The sequence below is a fragment of the Streptococcus sp. KHUD_011 genome, assembly GCF_046352925.1.
In the GTDB taxonomy this organism is placed as follows: Bacteria; Bacillota; Bacilli; order Lactobacillales; family Streptococcaceae; genus Streptococcus.
Genome location: NZ_CP157578.1, coordinates 1,017,147 through 1,038,956, shown reverse-complemented (window position 1 = coordinate 1,038,956; position 21,810 = coordinate 1,017,147). Strand labels below are relative to the sequence as shown.

At 31.5% G+C, this 21,810-nt stretch carries 19 protein-coding genes and 4 pseudogenes; 8 read left to right on the top strand and 15 right to left on the bottom strand.

The window, feature by feature from the left end; genetic code table 11:
* Positions 1–203 precede the first annotated feature (203 nt).
* Both ABKJ27_RS04800 and ABKJ27_RS04795 read left to right on the top strand, forming a co-directional pair.
* The gene (locus ABKJ27_RS04800) at positions 204–1,328 is read left to right on the top strand and encodes an AAA family ATPase (RefSeq protein WP_049493780.1); all 1,125 of its coding nucleotides are present in this window, start codon (positions 204–206) and stop codon (positions 1,326–1,328) included.
* Between the two features lie 2 nt (positions 1,329–1,330).
* Positions 1,331–3,607, top strand: coding sequence for a S8 family peptidase (locus ABKJ27_RS04795; RefSeq protein WP_410011434.1), 2,277 nt, complete (start codon positions 1,331–1,333; stop codon positions 3,605–3,607).
* Between the two features lie 53 nt (positions 3,608–3,660).
* Here the strand turns inward: ABKJ27_RS04795 and ABKJ27_RS04790 are convergent.
* Both ABKJ27_RS04790 and tnpA (ABKJ27_RS04785) read right to left on the bottom strand, forming a co-directional pair.
* Positions 3,661–3,946 (bottom strand): annotated as a pseudogene (locus ABKJ27_RS04790) (hypothetical protein).
* 159 nt (positions 3,947–4,105) lie between these two features.
* Positions 4,106–4,570: an IS200/IS605 family transposase gene (gene tnpA / locus ABKJ27_RS04785; RefSeq protein WP_410011433.1), complete on the bottom strand. Its 465-nt coding sequence runs from the start codon at positions 4,568–4,570 to the stop codon at positions 4,106–4,108.
* 470 nt (positions 4,571–5,040) lie between these two features.
* On the opposite strand from tnpA (ABKJ27_RS04785), the pseudogene ABKJ27_RS04780 reads away from it, so the two are divergent.
* Positions 5,041–6,287: pseudogene (locus ABKJ27_RS04780) on the top strand (hypothetical protein).
* Here the strand turns inward: ABKJ27_RS04780 and ABKJ27_RS04775 are convergent.
* Positions 6,288–6,866: a hypothetical protein gene (locus ABKJ27_RS04775; RefSeq protein WP_049532747.1), complete on the bottom strand. Its 579-nt coding sequence runs from the start codon at positions 6,864–6,866 to the stop codon at positions 6,288–6,290. It abuts the pseudogene before it with no gap.
* Positions 6,867–6,956: 90 nt separating this feature from the next.
* Here ABKJ27_RS04775 and ABKJ27_RS04770 point away from each other — a divergent pair, with 90 nt between their 5' ends.
* Positions 6,957–7,853 (top strand): tyrosine-type recombinase/integrase, encoded by an 897-nt coding sequence (locus ABKJ27_RS04770; RefSeq protein ID WP_219137284.1) that lies wholly within the window; start codon positions 6,957–6,959, stop codon positions 7,851–7,853.
* A gap of 410 nt (positions 7,854–8,263) precedes the next feature.
* Here the strand turns inward: ABKJ27_RS04770 and ABKJ27_RS04765 are convergent, their stop codons facing one another.
* From ABKJ27_RS04765 to ABKJ27_RS04755, 3 genes are all read right to left on the bottom strand, one after another.
* Positions 8,264–9,346, bottom strand: a complete 1,083-nt coding sequence (locus tag ABKJ27_RS04765; protein ID WP_410011432.1) for an LPXTG cell wall anchor domain-containing protein — start codon at positions 9,344–9,346, stop codon at positions 8,264–8,266.
* Positions 9,347–10,462: 1,116 nt separating this feature from the next.
* Complete coding sequence (locus tag ABKJ27_RS04760) at positions 10,463–10,663, bottom strand: bacteriocin BlpI (protein ID WP_219137286.1); 201 nt, start codon at positions 10,661–10,663, stop codon at positions 10,463–10,465.
* Positions 10,664–10,702: 39 nt separating this feature from the next.
* The gene (locus ABKJ27_RS04755) at positions 10,703–10,876 is read right to left on the bottom strand and encodes a Blp family class II bacteriocin (RefSeq protein WP_219137287.1); all 174 of its coding nucleotides are present in this window, start codon (positions 10,874–10,876) and stop codon (positions 10,703–10,705) included.
* A 305-nt stretch (positions 10,877–11,181) separates the two neighbouring features.
* On the opposite strand from ABKJ27_RS04755, the gene ABKJ27_RS04750 reads away from it, so the two are divergent.
* From ABKJ27_RS04750 to ABKJ27_RS04740, 3 genes and pseudogenes are all read left to right on the top strand, one after another.
* Positions 11,182–13,335, top strand: a complete 2,154-nt coding sequence (locus ABKJ27_RS04750) for a peptide cleavage/export ABC transporter (protein ID WP_247933197.1) — start codon at positions 11,182–11,184, stop codon at positions 13,333–13,335.
* A gap of 11 nt (positions 13,336–13,346) precedes the next feature.
* On the top strand, positions 13,347–14,705 hold the full coding sequence (locus tag ABKJ27_RS04745; protein WP_247933196.1) for a bacteriocin secretion accessory protein: 1,359 nt from the start codon (positions 13,347–13,349) through the stop codon (positions 14,703–14,705).
* Positions 14,706–15,161: 456 nt separating this feature from the next.
* Positions 15,162–15,491: pseudogene (locus ABKJ27_RS04740) on the top strand (IS5/IS1182 family transposase); the annotation flags it as partial.
* 161 nt (positions 15,492–15,652) lie between these two features.
* On the opposite strand, the gene ABKJ27_RS04735 reads toward ABKJ27_RS04740, so the two are convergent.
* From ABKJ27_RS04735 to ABKJ27_RS04725, 3 genes are read right to left on the bottom strand one after another with little or no spacing between them, the layout of a single operon-like run.
* On the bottom strand, positions 15,653–16,978 hold the full coding sequence (locus ABKJ27_RS04735) for a GHKL domain-containing protein (protein ID WP_219137290.1): 1,326 nt from the start codon (positions 16,976–16,978) through the stop codon (positions 15,653–15,655).
* A gap of 10 nt (positions 16,979–16,988) precedes the next feature.
* A complete protein-coding gene (locus ABKJ27_RS04730) occupies positions 16,989–17,729 on the bottom strand; it encodes a response regulator transcription factor (RefSeq protein ID WP_410011431.1) in 741 nt (246 codons plus the stop codon).
* Positions 17,730–17,739: 10 nt separating this feature from the next.
* A complete protein-coding gene (locus ABKJ27_RS04725; RefSeq protein WP_219137292.1) occupies positions 17,740–18,072 on the bottom strand; it encodes a LytTR family transcriptional regulator DNA-binding domain-containing protein in 333 nt (110 codons plus the stop codon).
* Positions 18,073–18,272: 200 nt separating this feature from the next.
* Here ABKJ27_RS04725 and ABKJ27_RS04720 point away from each other — a divergent pair, with 200 nt between their 5' ends.
* Positions 18,273–18,671, top strand: a complete 399-nt coding sequence (locus ABKJ27_RS04720; protein ID WP_219137293.1) for a hypothetical protein — start codon at positions 18,273–18,275, stop codon at positions 18,669–18,671.
* Positions 18,672–19,367: 696 nt separating this feature from the next.
* On the opposite strand, the pseudogene tnpA (ABKJ27_RS04715) reads toward ABKJ27_RS04720, so the two are convergent.
* From tnpA (ABKJ27_RS04715) to ABKJ27_RS04690, 6 genes and pseudogenes are all read right to left on the bottom strand, one after another.
* Positions 19,368–19,619: pseudogene (gene tnpA / locus ABKJ27_RS04715) on the bottom strand (IS200/IS605 family transposase); the annotation flags it as partial.
* 345 nt (positions 19,620–19,964) lie between these two features.
* Positions 19,965–20,129, bottom strand: a complete 165-nt coding sequence (locus ABKJ27_RS04710) for a Blp family class II bacteriocin (RefSeq protein ID WP_219137294.1) — start codon at positions 20,127–20,129, stop codon at positions 19,965–19,967.
* A 14-nt stretch (positions 20,130–20,143) separates the two neighbouring features.
* A complete protein-coding gene (locus tag ABKJ27_RS04705) occupies positions 20,144–20,329 on the bottom strand; it encodes a bacteriocin class II family protein (protein ID WP_219137295.1) in 186 nt (61 codons plus the stop codon).
* A 544-nt stretch (positions 20,330–20,873) separates the two neighbouring features.
* Positions 20,874–21,149 (bottom strand): hypothetical protein, encoded by a 276-nt coding sequence (locus ABKJ27_RS04700; RefSeq protein ID WP_410011430.1) that lies wholly within the window; start codon positions 21,147–21,149, stop codon positions 20,874–20,876.
* A 37-nt stretch (positions 21,150–21,186) separates the two neighbouring features.
* A complete protein-coding gene (locus tag ABKJ27_RS04695; RefSeq protein ID WP_153224488.1) occupies positions 21,187–21,570 on the bottom strand; it encodes a DUF5945 family protein in 384 nt (127 codons plus the stop codon).
* On the bottom strand, positions 21,567–21,800 hold the full coding sequence (locus tag ABKJ27_RS04690; protein WP_000152419.1) for a DUF5965 family protein: 234 nt from the start codon (positions 21,798–21,800) through the stop codon (positions 21,567–21,569). The genes ABKJ27_RS04695 and ABKJ27_RS04690 overlap by 4 nt, the downstream gene beginning before the upstream one ends.
* Positions 21,801–21,810 lie beyond the last annotated feature (10 nt).

Sequence of the window (21,810 nt, the reverse complement as noted above, 5' to 3'; positions counted from 1 at the left end):
ATTTATCTATAATTTCGTACCCTTCATTATTCAAACCTACATTGTAAACCATAGCTTATTCAAGAATACGCCTCTGTAAAAATTCAAATGTACCTAAAATACACTCTATAATCCCATTATCTTTGACAATAGTTCCGTTTATTAGGGTGTTCGTTCTTTACAATTTCGATTCGTTCCGTTAAAATATAGTAGGAGGTGTAATAATGAAATACTCTATTGAGATTGGTAAAATCATAGAAGGTGCTTTAAAGCATGATCAAACCAAAGTTTTTAACTATACAAAACAATTGGTATCAAAACTAGAAAAGGATGGTGATTCTCGCTCAGCAATTAAATTTCAGCGGTTATTATCCGCTCAAACCGAGTCTACTCTGACTCCAATGAATAACACTAATTCTATTGATATTCCTGTTGATACTGAATCTAGAATGAATCTTGCTGACATTATTTACCCACATCAAAATGATACTGAAGTTATTCTTTCAAAAAGAAATGAAGAAAAATTAAATTCCTTTATTTTAAGTTATCAAAACGCCGATAAACTTAATTCTATTGGAATAAATGTATCTAATTCACTACTGCTGTATGGACCACCTGGATGTGGAAAAACCAAGAGTGCCTACTTAATTGCTAAAAAATTAAATTTACCACTCATTGTCGCTAGATTAGATAGTCTAATTTCTTCATATCTCGGTACTACCGCTAAAAACATTCGTAGTCTATTTGAATTTGCGCAAAAAATGCCTTGTGTATTATTTTTAGATGAATTTGATGCTATTGCTAAGGCTAGAGACGATAATAACGAGCTTGGTGAGTTGAAAAGAGTAGTTAATAGCCTTTTACAAAATATCGATACGATGAGCAACGACAGCTTAATTTTAGCAGCTACTAATCATCAGCAGTTACTTGATTTAGCAATATGGAGAAGATTTGACTATAAATTAGAAATAGAACTGCCTGATAAAACTGCCATTGCAGAATTGATTACACTATTTTCCAATGATATATATAAATTTAACCAAAAAGAAATTTTAGAAATTTCAACTTTATTTGATGGACAAAGCGGTTCTGATATAGAAGATATTATGATTAAAGCAATAAGGAACTCAGTTATACACAATTCTTCTTTTAATTTATCTAGCATTTATGAAGAAATGTTTATTACGAAAAATATCATCCCTCAAAACTGTGAAGATTCTCGAGAACTATTAAAGATTAAAGCAAAGTATTTACGAGAAAAAGATTCAAAAATATTTAGTTTACAAGCAATTGCAGATATTTTAGGTAGTTCAAAAACAACTATTCAAAAAATTGTGAAAGAGGTTTAATCATGAGTGAGAACAATCTACCAATAAAATTAGTTCTTCCCAAAACAACTGATATTGTCCCAAATATTGGGGGCGGAGATTTGAAATTTTTTGGAAAAGTAACTCCGGAATTAAAAAAAGGAATAACCGATAAGTTCGAAGAGTTGTTATCTTTTTATTCAGATGTTTTTGATGAAAACGAAGCTATCCCTGCTGTGGGAAAAATAACAGTAAAACCTGAAGCTATTGCAAAATCACATAAACCCTCTGATTTATGTAGAAATTGTAGAATTATTGGCAGCGAGGATTTAGACGAAATATATATTAAGGTGGACAGAAAAAACATTCACAAAACAATAGAGATGGTTGAAAATCCGCCATCACAAAAATTTCAAGCCAACATGACTGCAATAGTTAATATTCAACCTATTAAACCAGAAGAAAAAATTTCACCGACACTCCAGTCTATTAAATCGGAAGACTTTAACTCTATTAGTAAGCTTATTAAAATTAAGATCTTTGATTTTGATGATGACTTTGATAATGAACAAATTTGGGAATATGTGATACAAAAATTACATTTACTCAATTTTGAAGATAAATATGAAATTTTTTCATATGGTGATAAAATTAAATTTTTAAAAATAGAAGTCACTTCTTATAAAGACATTATCAAATTAGCTTCTATTAATGGAGTAAAAACTGTTGATTTTTTTCAAGAGTACTCCCTTCCTCAGAATAATTTTTCATCTACTGAATTACAAATCTTACTAGATTCTGAATACAGGGATAGCGATGTTACTATAGGAATTATTGATGGTGGAATAAGTGACAATAATCCATTTTTATCACCTCATATTGTTGCACGAGAAGAATATGTAGATAAAATTTATCAAAATCCACAACATGCCACATTTATTGCATCTACTATACAATATGGAAATGTTTTAAATGGTATTCCTGCTTCTACTGCTTATCGATTTAAATTTGTAGATATCGTTGCAATTCCAAATAGTGATACAAAATTTGGATTAACTGATTCTATTACAGAAGATGATTTAATGGTAATTATTGAAGAAGTAATGGAGAAATATTCGTCTACTACTAAAATATGGAATCTGTCTCTAGGAATTGAAAACAAGCCTTGTGATGATTCAATGTCTGATTTAGGTGTGTTTTTAGATTACATTCAAGACACCTACCATGTGCAAATCTTTGTTTCTAGCGGAAACATAAATAGTCTTCCTCTTCGGAATTGGCCACCTCAAATAGATATTGGAGAGCATGACCGACTTATATCACCAGCTGATTCTATTCGAGCTATAACTGTAGGTTCTGTTGCATTATTTGATTCTATAGATTCAATTGTAAAATTTAATGAACCTTCTCCTTTTAGTCGAAGAGGACCTGGCGCTAACTATATTATTAAGCCTGATATCGTTGATTATGGTGGTAATCTTTCTACTTCATATAAAATTGATGGATTAGGAGTCAAAGGTTTGGATTCAAGTGGGAAAATAATTGAAGGAAATGGAACAAGTTATTCGACTCCCCGATCATTGCAAAAGTACGCTTCCATATATGAAGAAATGGTGGAGCCTGATTTACTCCTCTCTAAAGCAATGTTAATACATTCAGCTAGGATGAACTCTCGTGAGTTATTAGACGAACATCCAGACAATATTAAATATTATGGATTTGGGATTTCTTCAGCTGATACAAAAGATATTTTGCAATGCAGTAAAGATTGCGTAACACTGATTTTCAAACAAAAAGTATCTCAGGGGACACATTTAGAAATGTATGATTTCCCATATCCAAAATCCCTTATCAAAAATAACAAATATATTGGTGAAATAGGAATGACCCTTGCCTACTTACCACCTTTAGACCCTAAATATGGTCGTGAATATTGTAGAACTAATATTGATGTTAGTTTTGGGACATATTCATACACAGCTGAAGGAAAAACTAAATATAAAGGTCAGGTTCCACTTGAATCAAAATGGGATGAAAAATTTGAAGCAGCACAAGTTAAGCATGGATTTAAATGGAGTCCTATAAAATCTTACTACAGAAAAATAAGTAAAGGAATTAACTTAGAGGATGGATGGAAACTACGAGTAGATTTAACTTCACGAGATGGATTGTACGTACCATCTCAAGAATTCGTTTTAATTATTACTATCAAAGATTCAAACGGTAATGATATTTATACAGAAATAACTAACGCTTTAAGAGAGAAAGGTTATATCACTAACAATATCGAGACAAAATATCAAATTCGTCAAAAACAATAGAAGGAAAGGTATTTAACTACAAATATCAGACATTCAACAATGCCTAATCTTTTTTACCCATTTCTCAGTTTTTTTGCTTGTTTAAACTGCTCTATTCGCTTCTCCAACTGCTCAGTATTCAGTTTATTTTTCGCTTCCTGACCTATCAAGACTTTGTTCCTCAATAGTTATATCGTTTAGAGATATTTCTACTCTCTCACTAGACTTGAAACTTGTATCAAAAACCACATCTAGGAATTGTTCTACTTTGGTTAGCTCATTATCTGACATCTCTGATAGTCGATGAATCAGTCGTTTAAATTGATCATGGTTCTGTTTTTTCTTTTGAAAGAATTTCATTATATTCCCATTGAATAATCATTACCACCCGTCAAACGGGTGGTTTGTCCCAGGGCTATAAGCCCAAATTACCAGCCAGCGCCTAAAGACGCTGGCTTTCACTTTGTTCAAGTCTTATTGCTCTTGACTCGTCACTTGCCTCTCAAAGAGGCTTTAGTATTACTTACCACTATCCCTAAAGGGATCCTCATATTCTTTTACGCTTAATTTATCTAGTGCTATATCATGCTTTTCCTGTTCTTGAATATATTTCTTAATTGTAGCTTCATTAAGCCCTACTGTACTCACATAATAACCTTCCGCCCAGAAATGCCGATTCCCAAACTTGTACTTGAGATTGGCGTGTTTGTCAAACATCATGAGTGCACTTTTTCCTTTTAAATAACCCATGAAACTCGAAACAATTGTCCTTGGTGGAATACTGACTAACATGTGTACATGGTCTGGCATTAAGTGACCCTCGATAATTTCAACTCCTTTATAACTACACAAGCGATGAAATATTTCGCCTAAACTACTTCGATATTGATTATAAATGACTTTTCGTCTATACTTAGGGGTGAACATAATGTGATACTTACAGTGCCACTTTGTGTGCGATAAACTATGAGCCTTTTGTGCCATATTTTTCTCCTTTCGCTTTACAATTGGCTTGAACACCTTTATTGTATCGCGTTTGGAGTTTTTTTGGTATAACCTTCGACGCGCACCCGCATAGCGGGTGATTTTTTGTCTCGCACCTAACGGAGCGAGACGGACTGAAAGTCACATAAGAAAAAAAGACTGATTCGTAATCATTAGAGGATATAATTCTAAAATTGAAATTTTACATGCTAATTCTATGAAATCTTGATTTTCTAATAAATTTGTACTTATTTTCTTCAAACTATACAAATATCTCATTGTTGTAAGTTTGTAATTAACTCAAAAATACTAGATATAATTTCAAAATAATGTTTTAAGTTATAGTTGACCAATTTCATAGTTTGCTATTTAATTTTAAATAGTAAAATCATTATATAAATCAAGCTACTCAAAATGAATTTATGTTATACTAGTGATAATAAATTGTTATCGGTAGGAGAGGTAAAAAAATGACTAGTTGTTTTGTTGTAATGGGATTTAACACAAAAAAATTCCAAATACAAATATTGAGGTTGATTTAAATGCTGTATACTCAAATATTATTAAACCTGTTATTTTAAATAAAGAGTTAACTTCAATTCATGGAGAGAATAGATTTAGAGCTGATGAGGTATATACAACTCAAAATATTACAAAAACATTTATTGAAGGTATATTCAAAGCTGATATTGTTATTGCTGACATTACTACGTTAAATCAAAATGCAATTTATGAATTAGGACTGCGCCATGCAATGAGACCTAAATCTACAATTATCCTATGTGATAATCATACTGCTAAAATTAATTTTTTTGATATTTCTCACCTACCTCAAATTAGATATGATTCTGACAAAGTGAATGAACTTGATGAAGTTGTTCGAGTGAAAGATATACTCACAGAGTACATTACTTCTGCAATAAATAGTGACGAAAGATTTATAGATAGTCCGGTATTTGAAAATAACTTATATACAATTGTCGAAAGAAATAATTCTATGGAGGAAAGTAATAATATTTCTATAGAAACATCTCAAAATTCCTTTATGGACCTAGCAAGAATAGCAAAAAAATTTAAAGATGCCGAAGAGTATGTAACAGCAGAAAATTTATATAAAGAACTTTTAGAAAAAGGGTATGTCGATGATGAAATTTTAGCGGGCTACTTGTTATCAGCATATAAAAAAGATGAAAAATCCTTAGATAATTTGAGAGAAGCACAGAGAAAAATTAATACTTATCTTGATATAAACAACACTACTTACCATAAAATTTTAGGGATATATGGTGCGATATTTTTACGAATATTTTATATTACAAATGATAAAAGAGATTTATTGTCAGCTATAAATTACTATAGATTGGGTATGAATTTTGAAGATAACAATATATACTGTGCTAGAAATTATTGTGCTACGCTGTTAAAAATTGTAAGTGTTGAAACAGATACCGAAGTTTTAAAAGAACACTACTATACTGCAAAGTATACAGCAAAAATTATATTAGGTTCATTAGAAAATTTGATTAGAAAATCTAGTATGTATGATGATATCTGGTTACAATCTAACCGAGAAGAGCTTCTATATATTTCCGGAATTATTGAAACATTATCGGACAAAGTTTATGGCGAAACCAAGAGACAAAGTAATACTATAAATGAGGGAAGAAAGCTCTTAAGGGAAGATTTAGAAAGAATTAAGTTAAAGCTTATGGACTAACTATTTATAACCTAATTCTCCCCCTTTGATGAATTCATATTTTTCTATAACCATTTGTTTCCATTTATCAAAACTTTTTCTAAACTCAGAGGATTCTACAAATTGAAGAATTTTTTCCTTTGAGTCTAAGGTAAATTCAGGTGATGTAATTGAGTATTCACCCTGATGTAAAATACCTTCTCTTGTCAATTTTTCCTGAGGAATTGTCAATATAGGCAGATCAAAAGTTAATGCTAATATTCCTTCAATCTGACAATACACACTAGTAATCCACTTATTTTCTAAGTGGATTTCTTTTGATTCGAAAAATCTAGGATTATCCTCAGCATCTTTTTTACGAATTCCTTCAGATATATATGTTTGACCAACTGCTAAAATAACCATGCCATAGCTTCTTTGTATCATCTCACGTAGTGATACCATAACTTCATATGGAGTATATTCTGCAGCTTGTAATGTAATACATTCGAAATTATGTCTTTTTAATAACGATACAATTTCATTGATAAAAAAATCTTGGTTTTCAGTAAACGGATTAGGTCTACTCAAAAAAATTTTTATTTTATCACTATTTCCCATAAATTTCTCCTACCGATAACAATTTATTATCGCTATACAAAGCACCTAAATAGGTTTATAATAGCATGATTATTGATAAAGGAGATTTTTATGGATTATAAACTTATTTCTACTTACTTAGATTATTGCAAAACTCATAAGCGTTTGAGTTCGCACACGATTCGCGCTTATAAGAATGATCTTATGCAATTTTATAACTCAGACTATGATAATGTCGAATCCTATATAGAACAGTTGACACGATCTAACATAAAAACGAATACATTAAGAAGAAAAATTGCTTGTATGAAGGTGTTTTATAACTATCTAAAATACCAGAACATAATTGAAGAGAATCCCTTCAATCAATTGCGCTTTCAATTTAGAACTGAAAAAGTATTGCCTAAAACGATTCCGTATGACATTCTGAAAAGCATTTTTATATATTTAGAACGGAAAGTAATTGTATCTAAAACTGACTATCAAAAACAACACGCTGAAAGAAATCTACTAATTATTTCACTTTTACTTTCAACAGGCATCAGAATTTCTGAACTTTGCCACATTCATCTCAAAGACATTAATCTGTCCAATAAGACACTCCATATTATAGGAAAGGGTAAGAAAGAACGTATCCTATTTTTAGGAGATCAAAAAACATTCAATTTATTAGAAACATATATAAATAAAACAAGAAATGAATCCAATGATTTCTTGTTCCCAGGGAAACATTCACTTAAACCATTGTCAGAGCAAAGTGTACGTTTAGTAATAAAGAGAATCGTTGAACAAAATAACTTTTCTAGAACTATTACACCGCATATGTTTAGACATAGCTTTGCGACAATGCTTCTAGATAGTGATGTAGATATTCGATATATTCAACAAATTCTTGGACACAGTTCTATATCAATCACACAAATCTATACTCACGTATCTCATTCAAAACAAAAAGAAATACTTAGTTCTTTTAATCCTGTATCAGCGTTTCATTCTGAAATCGAATAAGAGAACTTTCCAAAGCCTACAGTTTAGTTCATCTAAAATTAATTTTTGTAGTTCGACTTTAGTTAATAGATTTTATGCTCAACAAAATCAAAAAACATATAAAACTTCACTTTGAATCAGCATTTATAATATATTCTGTATTAAGAACTCCATAATTGTTTTCTAAAATACTGTCTTCAAATATTCTTAAATATAATAAAAAGAGATTGATAAATGAACTTAATTACTGTAAAATCGAATAAAATCCTCCCACAATAAAATAAATTGAGAAATTTATTTCCTACTTAGGTAAATTTCTCAATTTATTTACTTATTTTTATTTTGAAAATTTGGTAAAAAGATTATCTACATTGTTTCTCATAAATATCTAATATGATCTATTCCCAGTAGATTACTATACTCTTATGATTTTATACTTTATTTTTAGTATTTAAATGACTACTTATTATAAAAATTCCAGTAATAAATAAGGCGATTCCTAAACGAACAAAGTTAATCGATTGTTCTTCTCCTGTTTGGGGTAAATTTTTTACTTCCGATTCTATTTTTTTAAAATTAGTTGATGCTATAAAATCTGATTTATATTCATTAAATTTACTGTAAAGTAGTTCAGGATTCTCCTGATTTTTAACAGCAACTACACTATCTTTAGAATTATCCTCTATATTTTCAATAGTCTTTCCAAAAGTATCTTGTGATTTAACTAAAATCTTTTTCTGTAAATTTTCGTCAGAGAGTGGAATATCTTTAGGGATTTGATTTGCAATTGTTTTAATTTTGACTGTATCCTCTTTAATATCCATAGTTTGCATTGAATTTTCTGGATTTATAATATTTTTATTATCATTTTCAAATTCTCTTTTCAGCTTCTCATCAGTTTTTCCAAAATAGAGATAATCGTAAAGTTGTTGTGCAGTTATTCCTCCACCAACCCAACCAGAAATAGTTTTACCATTTTTAAAATAAATAATTGTTGGCGTTCCAGGAATACCGATTGTTTTAAAAATGAACTCTTTAGCAGAATCATCAAAATCAGCACCATCTATATCGTAATATTCTAACTTTTTATCAATCAGCATATTAAACTCTTTCAATACTCCAGAAAATTCACGACAATGATAACATGACCCTCTTCCAAAATATAAAGTATGTTCCGAATCTTCTGAAGTGAATATCTGACGAACTTCAGCAATACTAATTTTATTAAAATCAGACACATTTGAAGCGTATTCTTCAGATGTTACTGAGTTCACGTCATCAGTTTCTTTCTTAGTAATTTCCTTCGTCGATTGCTGAACATTTTCACTATCGGTAGATTTTTGTTCAAGTAAAGATTCGTTACTAGTTTCTATTACAGCTGGTGCTAAATTTAAAGTTGATGGCACTGTATCAGAAAATTTTGTTTCAGCACTTTCAGCTAAAACAAGATTCGGACTAATGGTGACTAATACTGCAGTACTAACTAATAATGATTGTAATAAATATTTCTTCATAATGTGGCTCCTTTTTTATTGATAATTTTATTTTACACATTTTTAAATTAAATTTTCAAGCAAATCCTAAAAGGTAGCTATATTATACCGAAATGGTATTTTACTATATAATATTCATTTATCAAAAAATTATAATTATCTTAATCTGGAATATATTTAATTGTAAAAATACTGATTATGATATTTTTCGCTCTGCAGAATAGAAACATCATTTACTTTCAAAATAATGATTAACACAATCATATTTATTTTTAAAAAGATTTCTTAACTACCTCCTCTCTCAGGCTACATAAGCGTTTTATTCGGATTTCCTATATTTTATGAACAATAACCACCATTTATGTTTTCATACTACCATCCTACCAAACAAATAATAAAAACAGACAATTCTACTTTCAATTGTGTACCCTTTCGCTCCTCTTCCATTATAGAATCATCCTGACTACTATAGGATTGACTGACTTCTCATGATTCGTTGTTAACTATGCTTTCAGCTATCATCAGAATCTCACCTCAATATATAAGTTGTACATCTTTCCTCATTACTCTCGTGATTTACATATACCTATTTGAACTTTAGAGTTCTGAAATCCCTCATCTACTATACATGACTTACTATCCCTTCCTCTTCCTACTACCTCATGATTATCCTGCTTACGAGTAACTATTTAGCCCACCAGTAGCGGGTGCGGGTTCTCACGGAGAACTTACACCTCAGATGAGATACTTGACCTTCTCATCGTACCCAAATAATTAGGCTAGTCAAAAACTCATTTTTAGGAAAAATAGTGTGAATCTCACTACAATAAAACGCATAATATCAAGGTTGTTCAATTCAATACCTGATAATATGCGTTTTTCTGATTTTAAAGACTTTTCCCAGCCTATTTGATTATTATATTGTACAAATGAGTTAAATTAAGATTATGAAATTTAACAAATTTGAAATGATTTTAATATCTTTTATACTCTCTAAAAACACCTCTGTAATACATCATAATACCTATTACAGCAATAAATTTATGAATAATAGTATTTGATCCGAATAAAATGTTTAGGACTATAGTCGTCATTATAAAACTAATTGCAAATATAAAACAACGCTTCATTTATGCCTCAACTAACTGTATCGTAGCAAAAAGCTCCAGTTCCACCAAGAAATCCTACAATAGCTCCACCAGGTCCAAAACCAGCACCACCCAAAATAGTAGAACCCAGTGTACCAACAATACATCGTGCAGCATCTAAACCACCATTAATGATAGTTAGTTCGCTCGTATCAACTGTATCAAATTTTTCTAAAATATCAAATGTCATAATTATAATTCCTTAAAATTTTGTTTTAGCTAAAAATTATTACATGCAAAAACTTGCAACTCCTACTAACACTCCTCCAAGTACTCCCCAAGGTCCTGCTACAGCACCAAGACCTCCTATACCAACAATACCTTCAAAGCATGAAACTCCACCTTCAATATTGGATAGCATTACTTCATCCATTACTTCAAATTGTTTCACCATTGTATTCATAATGAATACCTCCTATATAATAGATATTTTTTGTCAGATTGTAACCCTGACAAGTTCAGTATAGCAGAACAAAAGAGAGTTTTACCGTAAAGTCTTTAAATGTACGATTTTCATCACGAAACGTATTTTTTCATAATTTGTAACCATTTATGATTAAAAATATGCTGTTAACAAAATGGTGTTAACTAATTTTCAAACCCAAAAATACCACTCAAGACATTATATGCTCCATTTAAGATTTAATCACTTTTTCTACCTATTTTTTGTCATAATAGTCTTGTAAATAAAAAGAAAGGATTTAACAAATGACATCTTACAAACGAACCTTTATCCCTCAAATCGACGCTAGGGACTGTGGAGTCGCCGCTTTAGCGTCTATTGCAAAGTTTTATGGTTCTGACTATTCCTTAGCTCATTTGCGAGAACTAGCTAAAACAAATAAAGAAGGAACGACTGCTCTTGGTATCGTCAAAGCAGCCAAAGAAATGAATTTTGAAACAAGAGCTATCCAAGCGGATATGAGCCTCTTTGAAACGGAAGACTTACCTTATCCATTTATCGTTCATGTTAATAAAGAGGGCAAACTACAACACTACTACGTTGTCTATCAAAATATAAAAAAATATCTTATCATTGGTGATCCTGATCCTACTGTCAAAGTAACAAAAATGACCAAAGAGAGATTTGCTTCCGAATGGACAGGTGTAGCTATCTTTCTGGCTCCATCTCCCAGCTATAAACCTCATAAGGATAAAAAAAATGGTTTGATGAGCTTTCTCCCCTTAATTTTCAAGCAACGCTCACTTATTTTTTATATCATTTTAGCTAGTCTCTTGGTGACTCTTATCAATATTGGTGGCTCATACTATCTTCAAGGAATTTTAGATGAATATATTCCTAATCAGATGAAATCAACTCTTGGCATTATCTCCATTGGACTGATTATCACCTATATACTTCAACAGATGATGAGTTTCTCACGAGATTACCTCTTGACCGTACTTAGTCAGCGATTAAGTATTGATGTGATTCTCTCCTATATTCGCCACATCTTTGAACTTCCTATGTCCTTCTTTGCGACACGGCGAACCGGTGAGGTCATCTCTCGTTTTACAGATGCCAATTCAATCATTGACGCTCTCGCTTCGACGATTTTGTCACTCTTCCTTGATGTCTCTATATTGTTCATTATTGGTAGTGTACTTTTGGTACAAAACACCAACCTCTTCCTTCTCTCACTAATATCAGTTCCTATTTACATCATCATTATTTTTGCTTTTATGAAGCCCTTTGAAAAGATGAATAACGATGTAATGCAGAGCAATTCCATGGTAAGCTCTGCTATTATTGAAGATATCAATGGTGTAGAAACCATCAAATCCCTAACTAGTGAAGAAATTCGATACCAAAAGATTGATAGCGAATTCGTGGATTATTTGGACAAATCTTTCAAACTCAGTAAATATTCTATCCTACAGAGCAGCCTTAAACAGGGAGCTCAACTCATACTGAATATTGTTATTTTGTGGTTTGGTGCTCAGATAGTTATGACAGGTAAAATTTCCGTTGGACAATTGATTACGTTTAACACACTCTTATCTTACTTTACTAATCCCTTGGAAAATATCATCAACCTCCAAACAAAACTTCAGTCTGCAAAGGTAGCCAACAACCGTCTTAATGAAGTTTACTTAGTCGAATCTGAGTTCAAAAATACTCAGACCTTAACTGATTCACCGTTTCTGGCTGGTGATATTTGTTTTGAAGACATTTCATATAAATATGGTTTTGGACGCGACACCCTAAATAACATAAATCTATCTATCAAACAAGGTGATAAGGTCAGTATAGTGGGAATTAGCGGATCAGGGAAAACGACCTTGGCTAAAATGATTGTCAACTTCTTTGAACCTTACAAGGGACGAATCACTATTAACAACAATGATCTCAAAATGATTGATAAAAAGGTTCTTCGACAACACATCAACTACCTACCTCAACAAGCTTATATTTTTAGTGGATCAATCTTAGAAAACCTAACCTTGGGAGCTAATCAAATGATTAGTCAAGAAGATATTATCAAAGCCTGTGAGATAGCAGAAATTCGCCAAGACATCGAACAAATGCCTATGGGATACCAAACAGAACTATCAGATGGAGCTGGATTATCAGGTGGTCAAAAACAACGGATTGCTTTGGCTAGAGCATTACTGACTAAAGCTCCTGTACTTATTCTTGATGAAGCAACTAGCGGACTTGATGTTTTAACTGAAAAAAAGGTTATTGAAAATTTGATGGCCATGACTGACAAGACCATCATCTTTGTTGCCCATCGTCTTAGTATATCTGAACGAACTAACCAAGTCATTGTCCTTAACCAAGGGAAAGTTATAGAGACTGGCTCTCATCAAGAATTGATGAGCAAACAAGGTTTCTATCATCATCTATTTAGCAAATAAGGAGACTTATCATGAACCCAAAGCTATTTAAAAGTGCAGAATTTTATCAGCGCCGCTACCATAATTTTGCGACACTCTTAATTGTACCATTAGTCCTATTACTAAGTTTCTTGCTTATCTTCTCTCTATTTGCCCAAAAAGAAGTCACCGTCACATCGAGAGGAGAGATTACACCAACTCAAGTCATCGCTTCAATCCAATCAACTAGCAATAACACCATAACAACTAATAATCTGTCCAATAACCAATCGGTCAAAAAAGATGACGTCGTTATCAAATACGCTGAAACAATGGAGAAATCCCAAAAACAAGCTCTTGAAACACAGCTAGCTACCCTAAATCGGCAAAAAACTGCAATCGAGACTCTCAAAGCAAGTCTGTCACAAGGAAATAACCTCTTTACAGGAGAAGATGAGTTCGGTTATATTAATACCTTTAACAACTTTATCACACAATCTCAAGATATAGAGTTAGGCATCTCTAAAACCAATGCAGAGGTTAATAATCAACTAGCTTTAGCAGGAAATACCGCCACTGCTATAGAGAAACAAATCAATAATATCTACAAACAAATAGCAGAGTATGAGGAACTTAGTCAAGCTATCACTAATAAAAGTTCGAGTTTGTCGGCTAGCAATCCACACAAAGCTACTTTAAATTCCTACTTAGTCCAATCCCAGCAACAATCTCAGCAAGGATTAGCTGATCAATATCTTTCTCAAATTAATCAGAGTATCTCAAGTCTAAAATCCTCTATCGCTAGTCTTAATATTCAACGAGCAGGTACAGGAAGTGTTGCGACTTACGATAGTAGTTTAGGAACCAAAGTAGAAGTCCTACGAACCCAATTTCTACAATCGGCATCTCAACAGCTGACAACTGTTGAAACACAAATCACAGAGCTGACAGCTCAACTTGGTCAAGCAAATGTTAACTTTGAACACAACACTATTAAAGCCCCAGGTACAGGAATCATTCATTTAAATAATGAATTTGATGGAAAAACTCTAATTCCAAACGGTAGTGAAATCGCCCAAATTTACCCCATTATTCAAGAAACTAAAGAGGTACTTATCACTTACTATGTCACTTCTGAGTATGTCCCTTTACTTAAAGAAGATCAGGTCGCACGTCTTAAACTAGAAAAAATCGGAAATCAAAGCACCACAATAATTGGGAAAATAAATTCTATTGATAGAACAGCAACAAAAACTGAACAAGGAAATCTTTTTAAAGTGACTGCACTAGCTCAAATACCAGATAAAGACAGTAACATCATACAATATGGTTTACAAGGCCAAGTAACGAGTATCATTGCTAAAAAAACTTACTTTGATTACTATAAAGATAAAATCCTCAATAACTTATAGATAACACTTTATAATCATATAGGTACCTTTTGGGATTTTCAAAATATTTTATTTATAATTAGGATATAAACGAAGGAGTTCTAAAAAATGGACAAAAAACAATTATCTCTAAAAAAGTTTCCAACAATAAGTTCTGAAGATCTGTTAAAGATTTATGGAGGAAACCTCTGGAAGAATTTTGATAATCTTATGCTTAACAAGCACAGATATTCTCGATTTCTTAACTAGTCAAACCTTTAATTATAGACAAAAAAACATTAAACATAATTGACTATTTGTCAACTGTAGTAGTTTTTTATCAGCTAGCATCTGTCGTGAGAACTAGTTAGTGAAGCTGGGCAAAAACCACTTCTAACTATCAAAAAAACGAGCATTTCTGAATTGCGGAAATGCTCGTTTTTTTTGATATCATGATTTATAATTAAAATAAGAAAAAACAATTATAAATCCATTACAATGTATAAAGATTATAACACAAATCAATTAAGTTTAGAAGTAAATCTTGCCTACGATATTCCAACAACTCACGAATCGAGAATGATCATCCTCTTTATAGACAGTATCCCTAACTAAGTGTTACTGGAAGAGACCTCTTATACTGCCTTTCATCCAACTATGCTCATGAAGATAACATTGTACGCTTATTTTCGTCAAGTGTTCTCCGAACATAAAATCGTTCAAGTAAATGAGGAAGTGATCCCCATGAAATTGTTTAACCAAGATACCTATGTTAACTATAAAACAATTAATAATACTGATAAATTAAAACGTATTATAAATTTCATATAGAAGTATATAATATTATTGTGAAACTTTTTATATAGAAAATATGTTTAAAAATCTAATTTTTAAACTAGAACTATTTCACATTTAAATGTCTATAAAGCTATAACAAAAGAGCCCCTCCTTAAAATATTCAATAGAATATCCTAAGAATGATAGCTCTTTTAAAGTTCTATTTCCAAAATCTGTGTAAAGACATAATTTTTACTTGTAGTTTTCAAACATACATTTGGATAAGATTTTAAGATTCTTCGAACATTGGCCAATCCTATACCCCGTCCTACTCCTTTTGAAGAATTGTCACGCTTGAATATATCTCTCAGTTCGATCTCTCTTTCTAAAGTAGAATTTTTAACAATCATGACTAATTTATTCCATTCTGTATCCTCAAGAAAACAAACTGCTATTCCTCCTTCTGCTGCGGACTCTATAGCATTATCTAACAAGATAGAAGTAATTGTTAAGAAGTCAATTTGTTCCATATTTTTTATAGAGAACTGTTCACTAATCTCCAGGGAAACTGGAACAGATAAGTTTTGGGCCTCCGATAACTTAGATAATAGTAAACTCTTTAGCGCCAAATCATTGATATTTCTTAGTTGTGCTACGTCAAAACGCTTACCTTTTAATTTTTCACCAGAATTTTTTAAAACACTATCATAAACTTGAGAAACTAGATTAATATCTTTTTGATCTATACCTATTTTTAAGCTGGACAAAATATTAGCATAATCATGTCTAAAGCTTCTAATTTCTTGATACAACCCTTCAACTTGTTGACTATAATGACTAAGATTTTGCAATTGAATTTCTTTTTGTAAAACGACTTTCTCCTGTAATTCTTGAAGTAATTTTCTATCCAAGAGATTAACAAAACAAATAAACAATAAAAAGTAAACTGCTGTCAATAATTCTTTATAATCCAACATTCTATCCCAACTTATTTTATCACTATAGTTTATATAAGATGGTAAGATAAAATAAGCTAGCATTAAAGTATCCGCAGTAATTAAAATAAATTTTGTCTTTGTATCCAAGTTCTTTATTTTTAAATGACTAAAATTATATCGAAAGAGACTAATAAGAAAAAACACAATAATTTCAGCTAATAAAGAGAAAATCATTGTTCCTAGATTAGTTTCGTATAGTCTATGCAATATTGGAATCTTAGAAATTACAAAGTAACCTAAAAAGTTTTTGATGACATCCCAAAATCCAAGTGGAAATAATGAGTAAAAAAGTAATAAAGAAACCTTACTTCTTAATTCACCAATAGACAAAGTATATAGTATAAAAAAAGTTGGATAAATCAATAATGACCCAAAAAAATAAAATTCAGTTGATTCAAATACAACAATAAATAGTAATGTTGAAAGATAGTACAGAATAATGGATACTACTACTTTTTTTAGGTTTAATCTCTCATCTACAACCTTAGAATGGATACATAACAATAGAAAAACACCTATAATATCTAGCAAAAATATCATCTAAATCTCCTTAGTCATGAAGTCTTTCTACAACTTTCAAGAGTGAACGAATTTTTAACCTAGATACAATACAAGAAGACCCGTTTTGAAAATGAACTACCCGATTTTCTTTATCAATTAAGGATATATTATAAGGATTTACGATAAACGATCTATGGCATTGAAATAAGCGTGGTTCCTGTTCTATGATTTCAGATAATTGTCCATAAAACTCAACGATGTCTCGTTTTGAATAGAGTGTCAACTTATGGGCAATTGTCGATGTTTCAATATATAATAAATCTTTAAAAGGGACTTGAATCTGAGCTTTAGGTCCTGTAAATACAAAAGAGTCCTCAGATACTGTTCTCCCTTGATTATCGCAAACACTTGAAATCACATTTTCAATTCGTTTGATAAATGTTGGTTCAGGTAATTCTTTATCAATAAAATCAATAGCTGATACTAAATATTCGAAAGATACAGGCATAAACTCAGAATGTGTTGTTACAAAAGCAATCACAGCTTGAGAATCACGTTTTCTAATTTCTCTTGCAACATCCAACCCTCTTTGGTCATCATCTTTTATTTCAATATCAAGTAAAAATAATTGATGACTTCCTCTCTCTGAAATATTTTCTAAAAGTTGATGAGGTTTCCCATAAACTTCAAAATGTCTACACTCGATTTTGCTTTCAAACAAAATTTTTTTTACAATATTTTCAATTCTAGTTTGTTGTATAAAATTGTCTTCTAGTATAAAAATATTCACTTCTTCTCCCTTACATCTTTTTCCATTTGTTTTTTAAGATTGTAAAATATCTCCTAGAACAAGAAATATCTGAAACTCTATTATCCATAAACATAATCGTTCTTGTCTCATGATTAAATCCTGCTATTTTATATTTATTAACAAGAAACTTTCTATGACATCTAATAAGCTCTTCTGAACTTTCCTCTTCAATTTTAGCTAAAGAGGTTGAAGCTTCAAAATTTCCTTCTGCTGTTACAAAAAGAACAGCATGAGCTTTTGTTGGATGCGTTGTGACATAATAAATTTGAGATAGTGGTACCCTTACTAAAGCTCTACCTTGATATAAAATATAGTCTTGCATATTTAGCCTCCTCCTATAGGTTTTATATTATCAGAATTAAGGAAATTAAATTATAAAAATCTTAAAAGGTTTCTATACTATCTTAAATGGTAAAAATTATCTTAGTTTAGACATTTTATGATAATATAGATACTCTTTGGTATTTCAATATTGCTCATCTTTTTTCTTTTGATAAACTAATATTAAAAGAAAGGAAAACTATGAAGTCCATTCAAATTCTGCACTCTTCTTTATTTGGCTATATTTTATCTTTATATTTAAAATATTATTTCTTAAAAAAAATAGTTAAAAATACAAAAATCTTACAGGGACATAAAATTAACTACAAATATAAATCTTCTATTTATTTTATCATAAAATCGGGGTTTTTAACATCTGAAAAAATGAACCTCTATTTAAAATCTATCCAATTTCATTCAAAAAAATCAGAAATCATCATCATAGGTAGTCAGATTGATTATGATGAGCTTTACCGCAATCACTATAGAGTGTTTGGTGTTATAGACATCACTAACGATAAATCATTAACGTTTATCAAAGATAAAGTTCATTTTTACTTGGTTGGGCTCTATGAATTGAAGAAGGATGAGAATGATTAAGTGTCTTGAATAAATTCTCAGTCTTATAACTTTATATTCGTAATCATCCATCCATTTCATCATAGAATTTTGATTTACTTCGATTTCTTACTACAGTTTGATAGCAGGCGTTATGCCCGTTTTAGAGTACTGATATTTTACCAGTCTTCTGTATTCTGAGTCTGAATTATTGAGATTAATTAGAACGTATGCTATTTTTTTAATGCTGACGTTCGTTACCTACCTATGTTTGGGGATATTCCTGCTGTCATCGGAGAATTTACGAATTAGTTCACTCGCTCACATATAACAATTTAGTTCTGAAATTTCTTTATTCATAGTAGTCTCTCGTATAAAGGAAATTGTAGAAATTGTTCTGCTATCCTCGTGAATACCCTAGTTACAGTTTGCTATTAATACCTAGCCTTCTTTTTTGTCGCCGTAACTCATCTTGATTAAAAGACCACTCTTAACCAACTATTCAGCCTTATGATTTATACTTCTCTTCGTAAATTTAATACTACTAAACCCTATTGTCAACACAAATATGACCACTAAATGTCTACCAATAGGAAGAATGGTTTTATCAATTATGTATTCATCTCCGCTTCATTTGTGATAAACCAAGCATATCAACTGCCAGTTACAGATTTTATTCCCAGTGTGAATGAAATCTGTGCTGCCACTATTCTAGCTGTGATTGGACCAACTGTTACAACCTTTTAAATAACCCATGAAACTCGAAACACTTATCCTAGGTGGAATACTTGCTAACATATGTACATGTTCTAGCATTAAGTGACCATCGATAATTTCAACTCCTTTATAACTACACAAGCGATGAAATATTTCGTCTAAACTACTTCGATATTGATTATAGATGATTTTTCGTTTATACTTAGGGGTGAACACAATGTGATACTTACAGTGCCACTTTGTGTGCGATAAACTATGAGCCTTTTGTGCCATATTTTTCTCCTTTCGCTTTACAATTGGCTTGAACACCTTTATTGTATCGCGTTCGGAGTTTTTTTGGTATAACCTTCGACGCACACCCGCATAGCAGGTGGTTTATTTGTCTCACACCTAACAGAGCGAGACGAACTGAAAGTCACATAATAAAAAACACCAGCTAAAGCTAGTGTTCAAATGGAATGGCCTACAATCTATTTCTTTCGTGAGACATAATTCATCACTATAGTCAATAAACAAATTGAAAAAATACCAAACTCTAACAAATTAACTGAATGATATATTAGAGATACTCCGTTTACTAAAATCAAAAAATTGAACGGAAACATCTTTTTCATATCTCTAGCAAAAACTTGCTGCAGCAATTATACCAGTAGCAATTAGTGCAGCAGGATTCAGTCCCGAAGCTAAATAAAATGTAGCAGCTGTCCCCAAGATACACTTAGCTGAGGCTCCACCTTCAACAACAGAAAGTTCTTCTTCTGACAAATTTATATAGTTTTTCATAAGTTTCTCCTAAACTAACAATATACTCTTGCTGCCATTCCAGCCATAGCAGCACCAGCTAAAGGAGAGCCATAAATAGTTCCCGCAGTTCCTAGTGCAGCAACTGACAAAATACATGCCCACTCATTCTTTCCACCTTCAACAGTGGCAAGTAACTCAGTATCCAAAGGTTCAAATTGTGAAATTGTTTGTGTATTCATGATGAATACCTCCTCATATCTTTTATTTGTCTGTTGCAACTTGACATCTTTAGTATATCACGACCATAAAAGATTATAATTAAAAATATCAAAAGGTATGAATGACATCATGAAATGTCTTTTTTATAGATTTACAAACCGCTTAAGATAATTAATGCACCTCTTAAGGATAAGCCCCTGTCCATACTAGTATCAATATAGCATGTCTTATACTAAATTGCGTTTAAAACATATAACCAGGTGTATGATAAAATTAAAAATAAGACAACCATTCACTCCCACAAAGAAAATAGTGAAAGTAACCCGGCTATTCCTCTGAAAGTCTGTCACAAATAGTTCTATTTTCGTAAAATGGTAAAGAAAGAAACAAATAGATCCAACAGCTATTAAAATCAGTACGATTTTTATCATTTTTTCCATCTTCTCCCTCTACTAGTTGTAATTGGTATTAGTACACTTGTCGCTATCAGATAATTCCAGTCTTTCGACCAACTCCAGTTGCTCTATCCTTATACCCTTATCAGAGAAAATTTTATAAAACGATTCACTTCCTTCCATCTTTTCTAAATCTCTCTAAATTCTTCTCCAATTGTTCCTTATGAAGTTGGTTCTTAGCTTCCTTTAATGTGTCGTCCAAAGTTTCTTCTCTATAAGTTGCTTCTGTTTTTAGTTGTTCTGTTTCTTGGTTTGGAGTGAAAATGATATCTAGCAGTCGATCTATTTTTTCAAGATCTTGGACAGACATATCAGATAGTCTATGAATTAGCTTCTTAAATACATCACTATTGTCTTGGTTTTTCTTAAAAAATTTTGTAAACATCTATAACCTCTCAAAAAAAGCAGCCTTTTAAGACTGCTTAGTGTAATTCGGAAATCGCATCATAAATGGACTGCAATTTCTTATTGTCTTGATTCTTTGTGTCGATCAACGTATGTAGCTCTTCAATTTTCTTTTGACTACTTTGAATATCGCTATTGTTATCCGCAATCAGCCTTTTAAGATGTTGCTGATAACTTGTAGTGATATCTGTTTCTTTTCCTGTTCTAACCTCTGTAACTTTGGGTTTAGAACTAGAATTTGATTCCGTCACAGGTGCTTGTTTTCGCTTTTGAAAAGCTGCTTCATAATTTACATCATTACCTCCTTTATGATTTCCAAATAAGGCCGCAATTTTATCTGGATCTTCTTGATTTTCTGATTTACTTTCTAATGGTTGATTAAAATTCCAATCTTTTGTCATTCACTCATTTCATCCTTTCTAAATTCAGAATCATCGAATTGTCTTTCTTTACCAAAGGCATGGTCAAGAGCTTCTTCAAAACTCATGTGACTAATGCTTTGACGCCTTTTGAACGTCGCAAACATCGCTGTCTCCAGTTGCTCTTTGTAAGCAGCGAGTTTTTCTGTCTCTCTTGCTACCTTGCTTTCTTGCCTAGTGACCTTTTCTTCTAAGCGTTCAATAATGGTCATATACGATCCT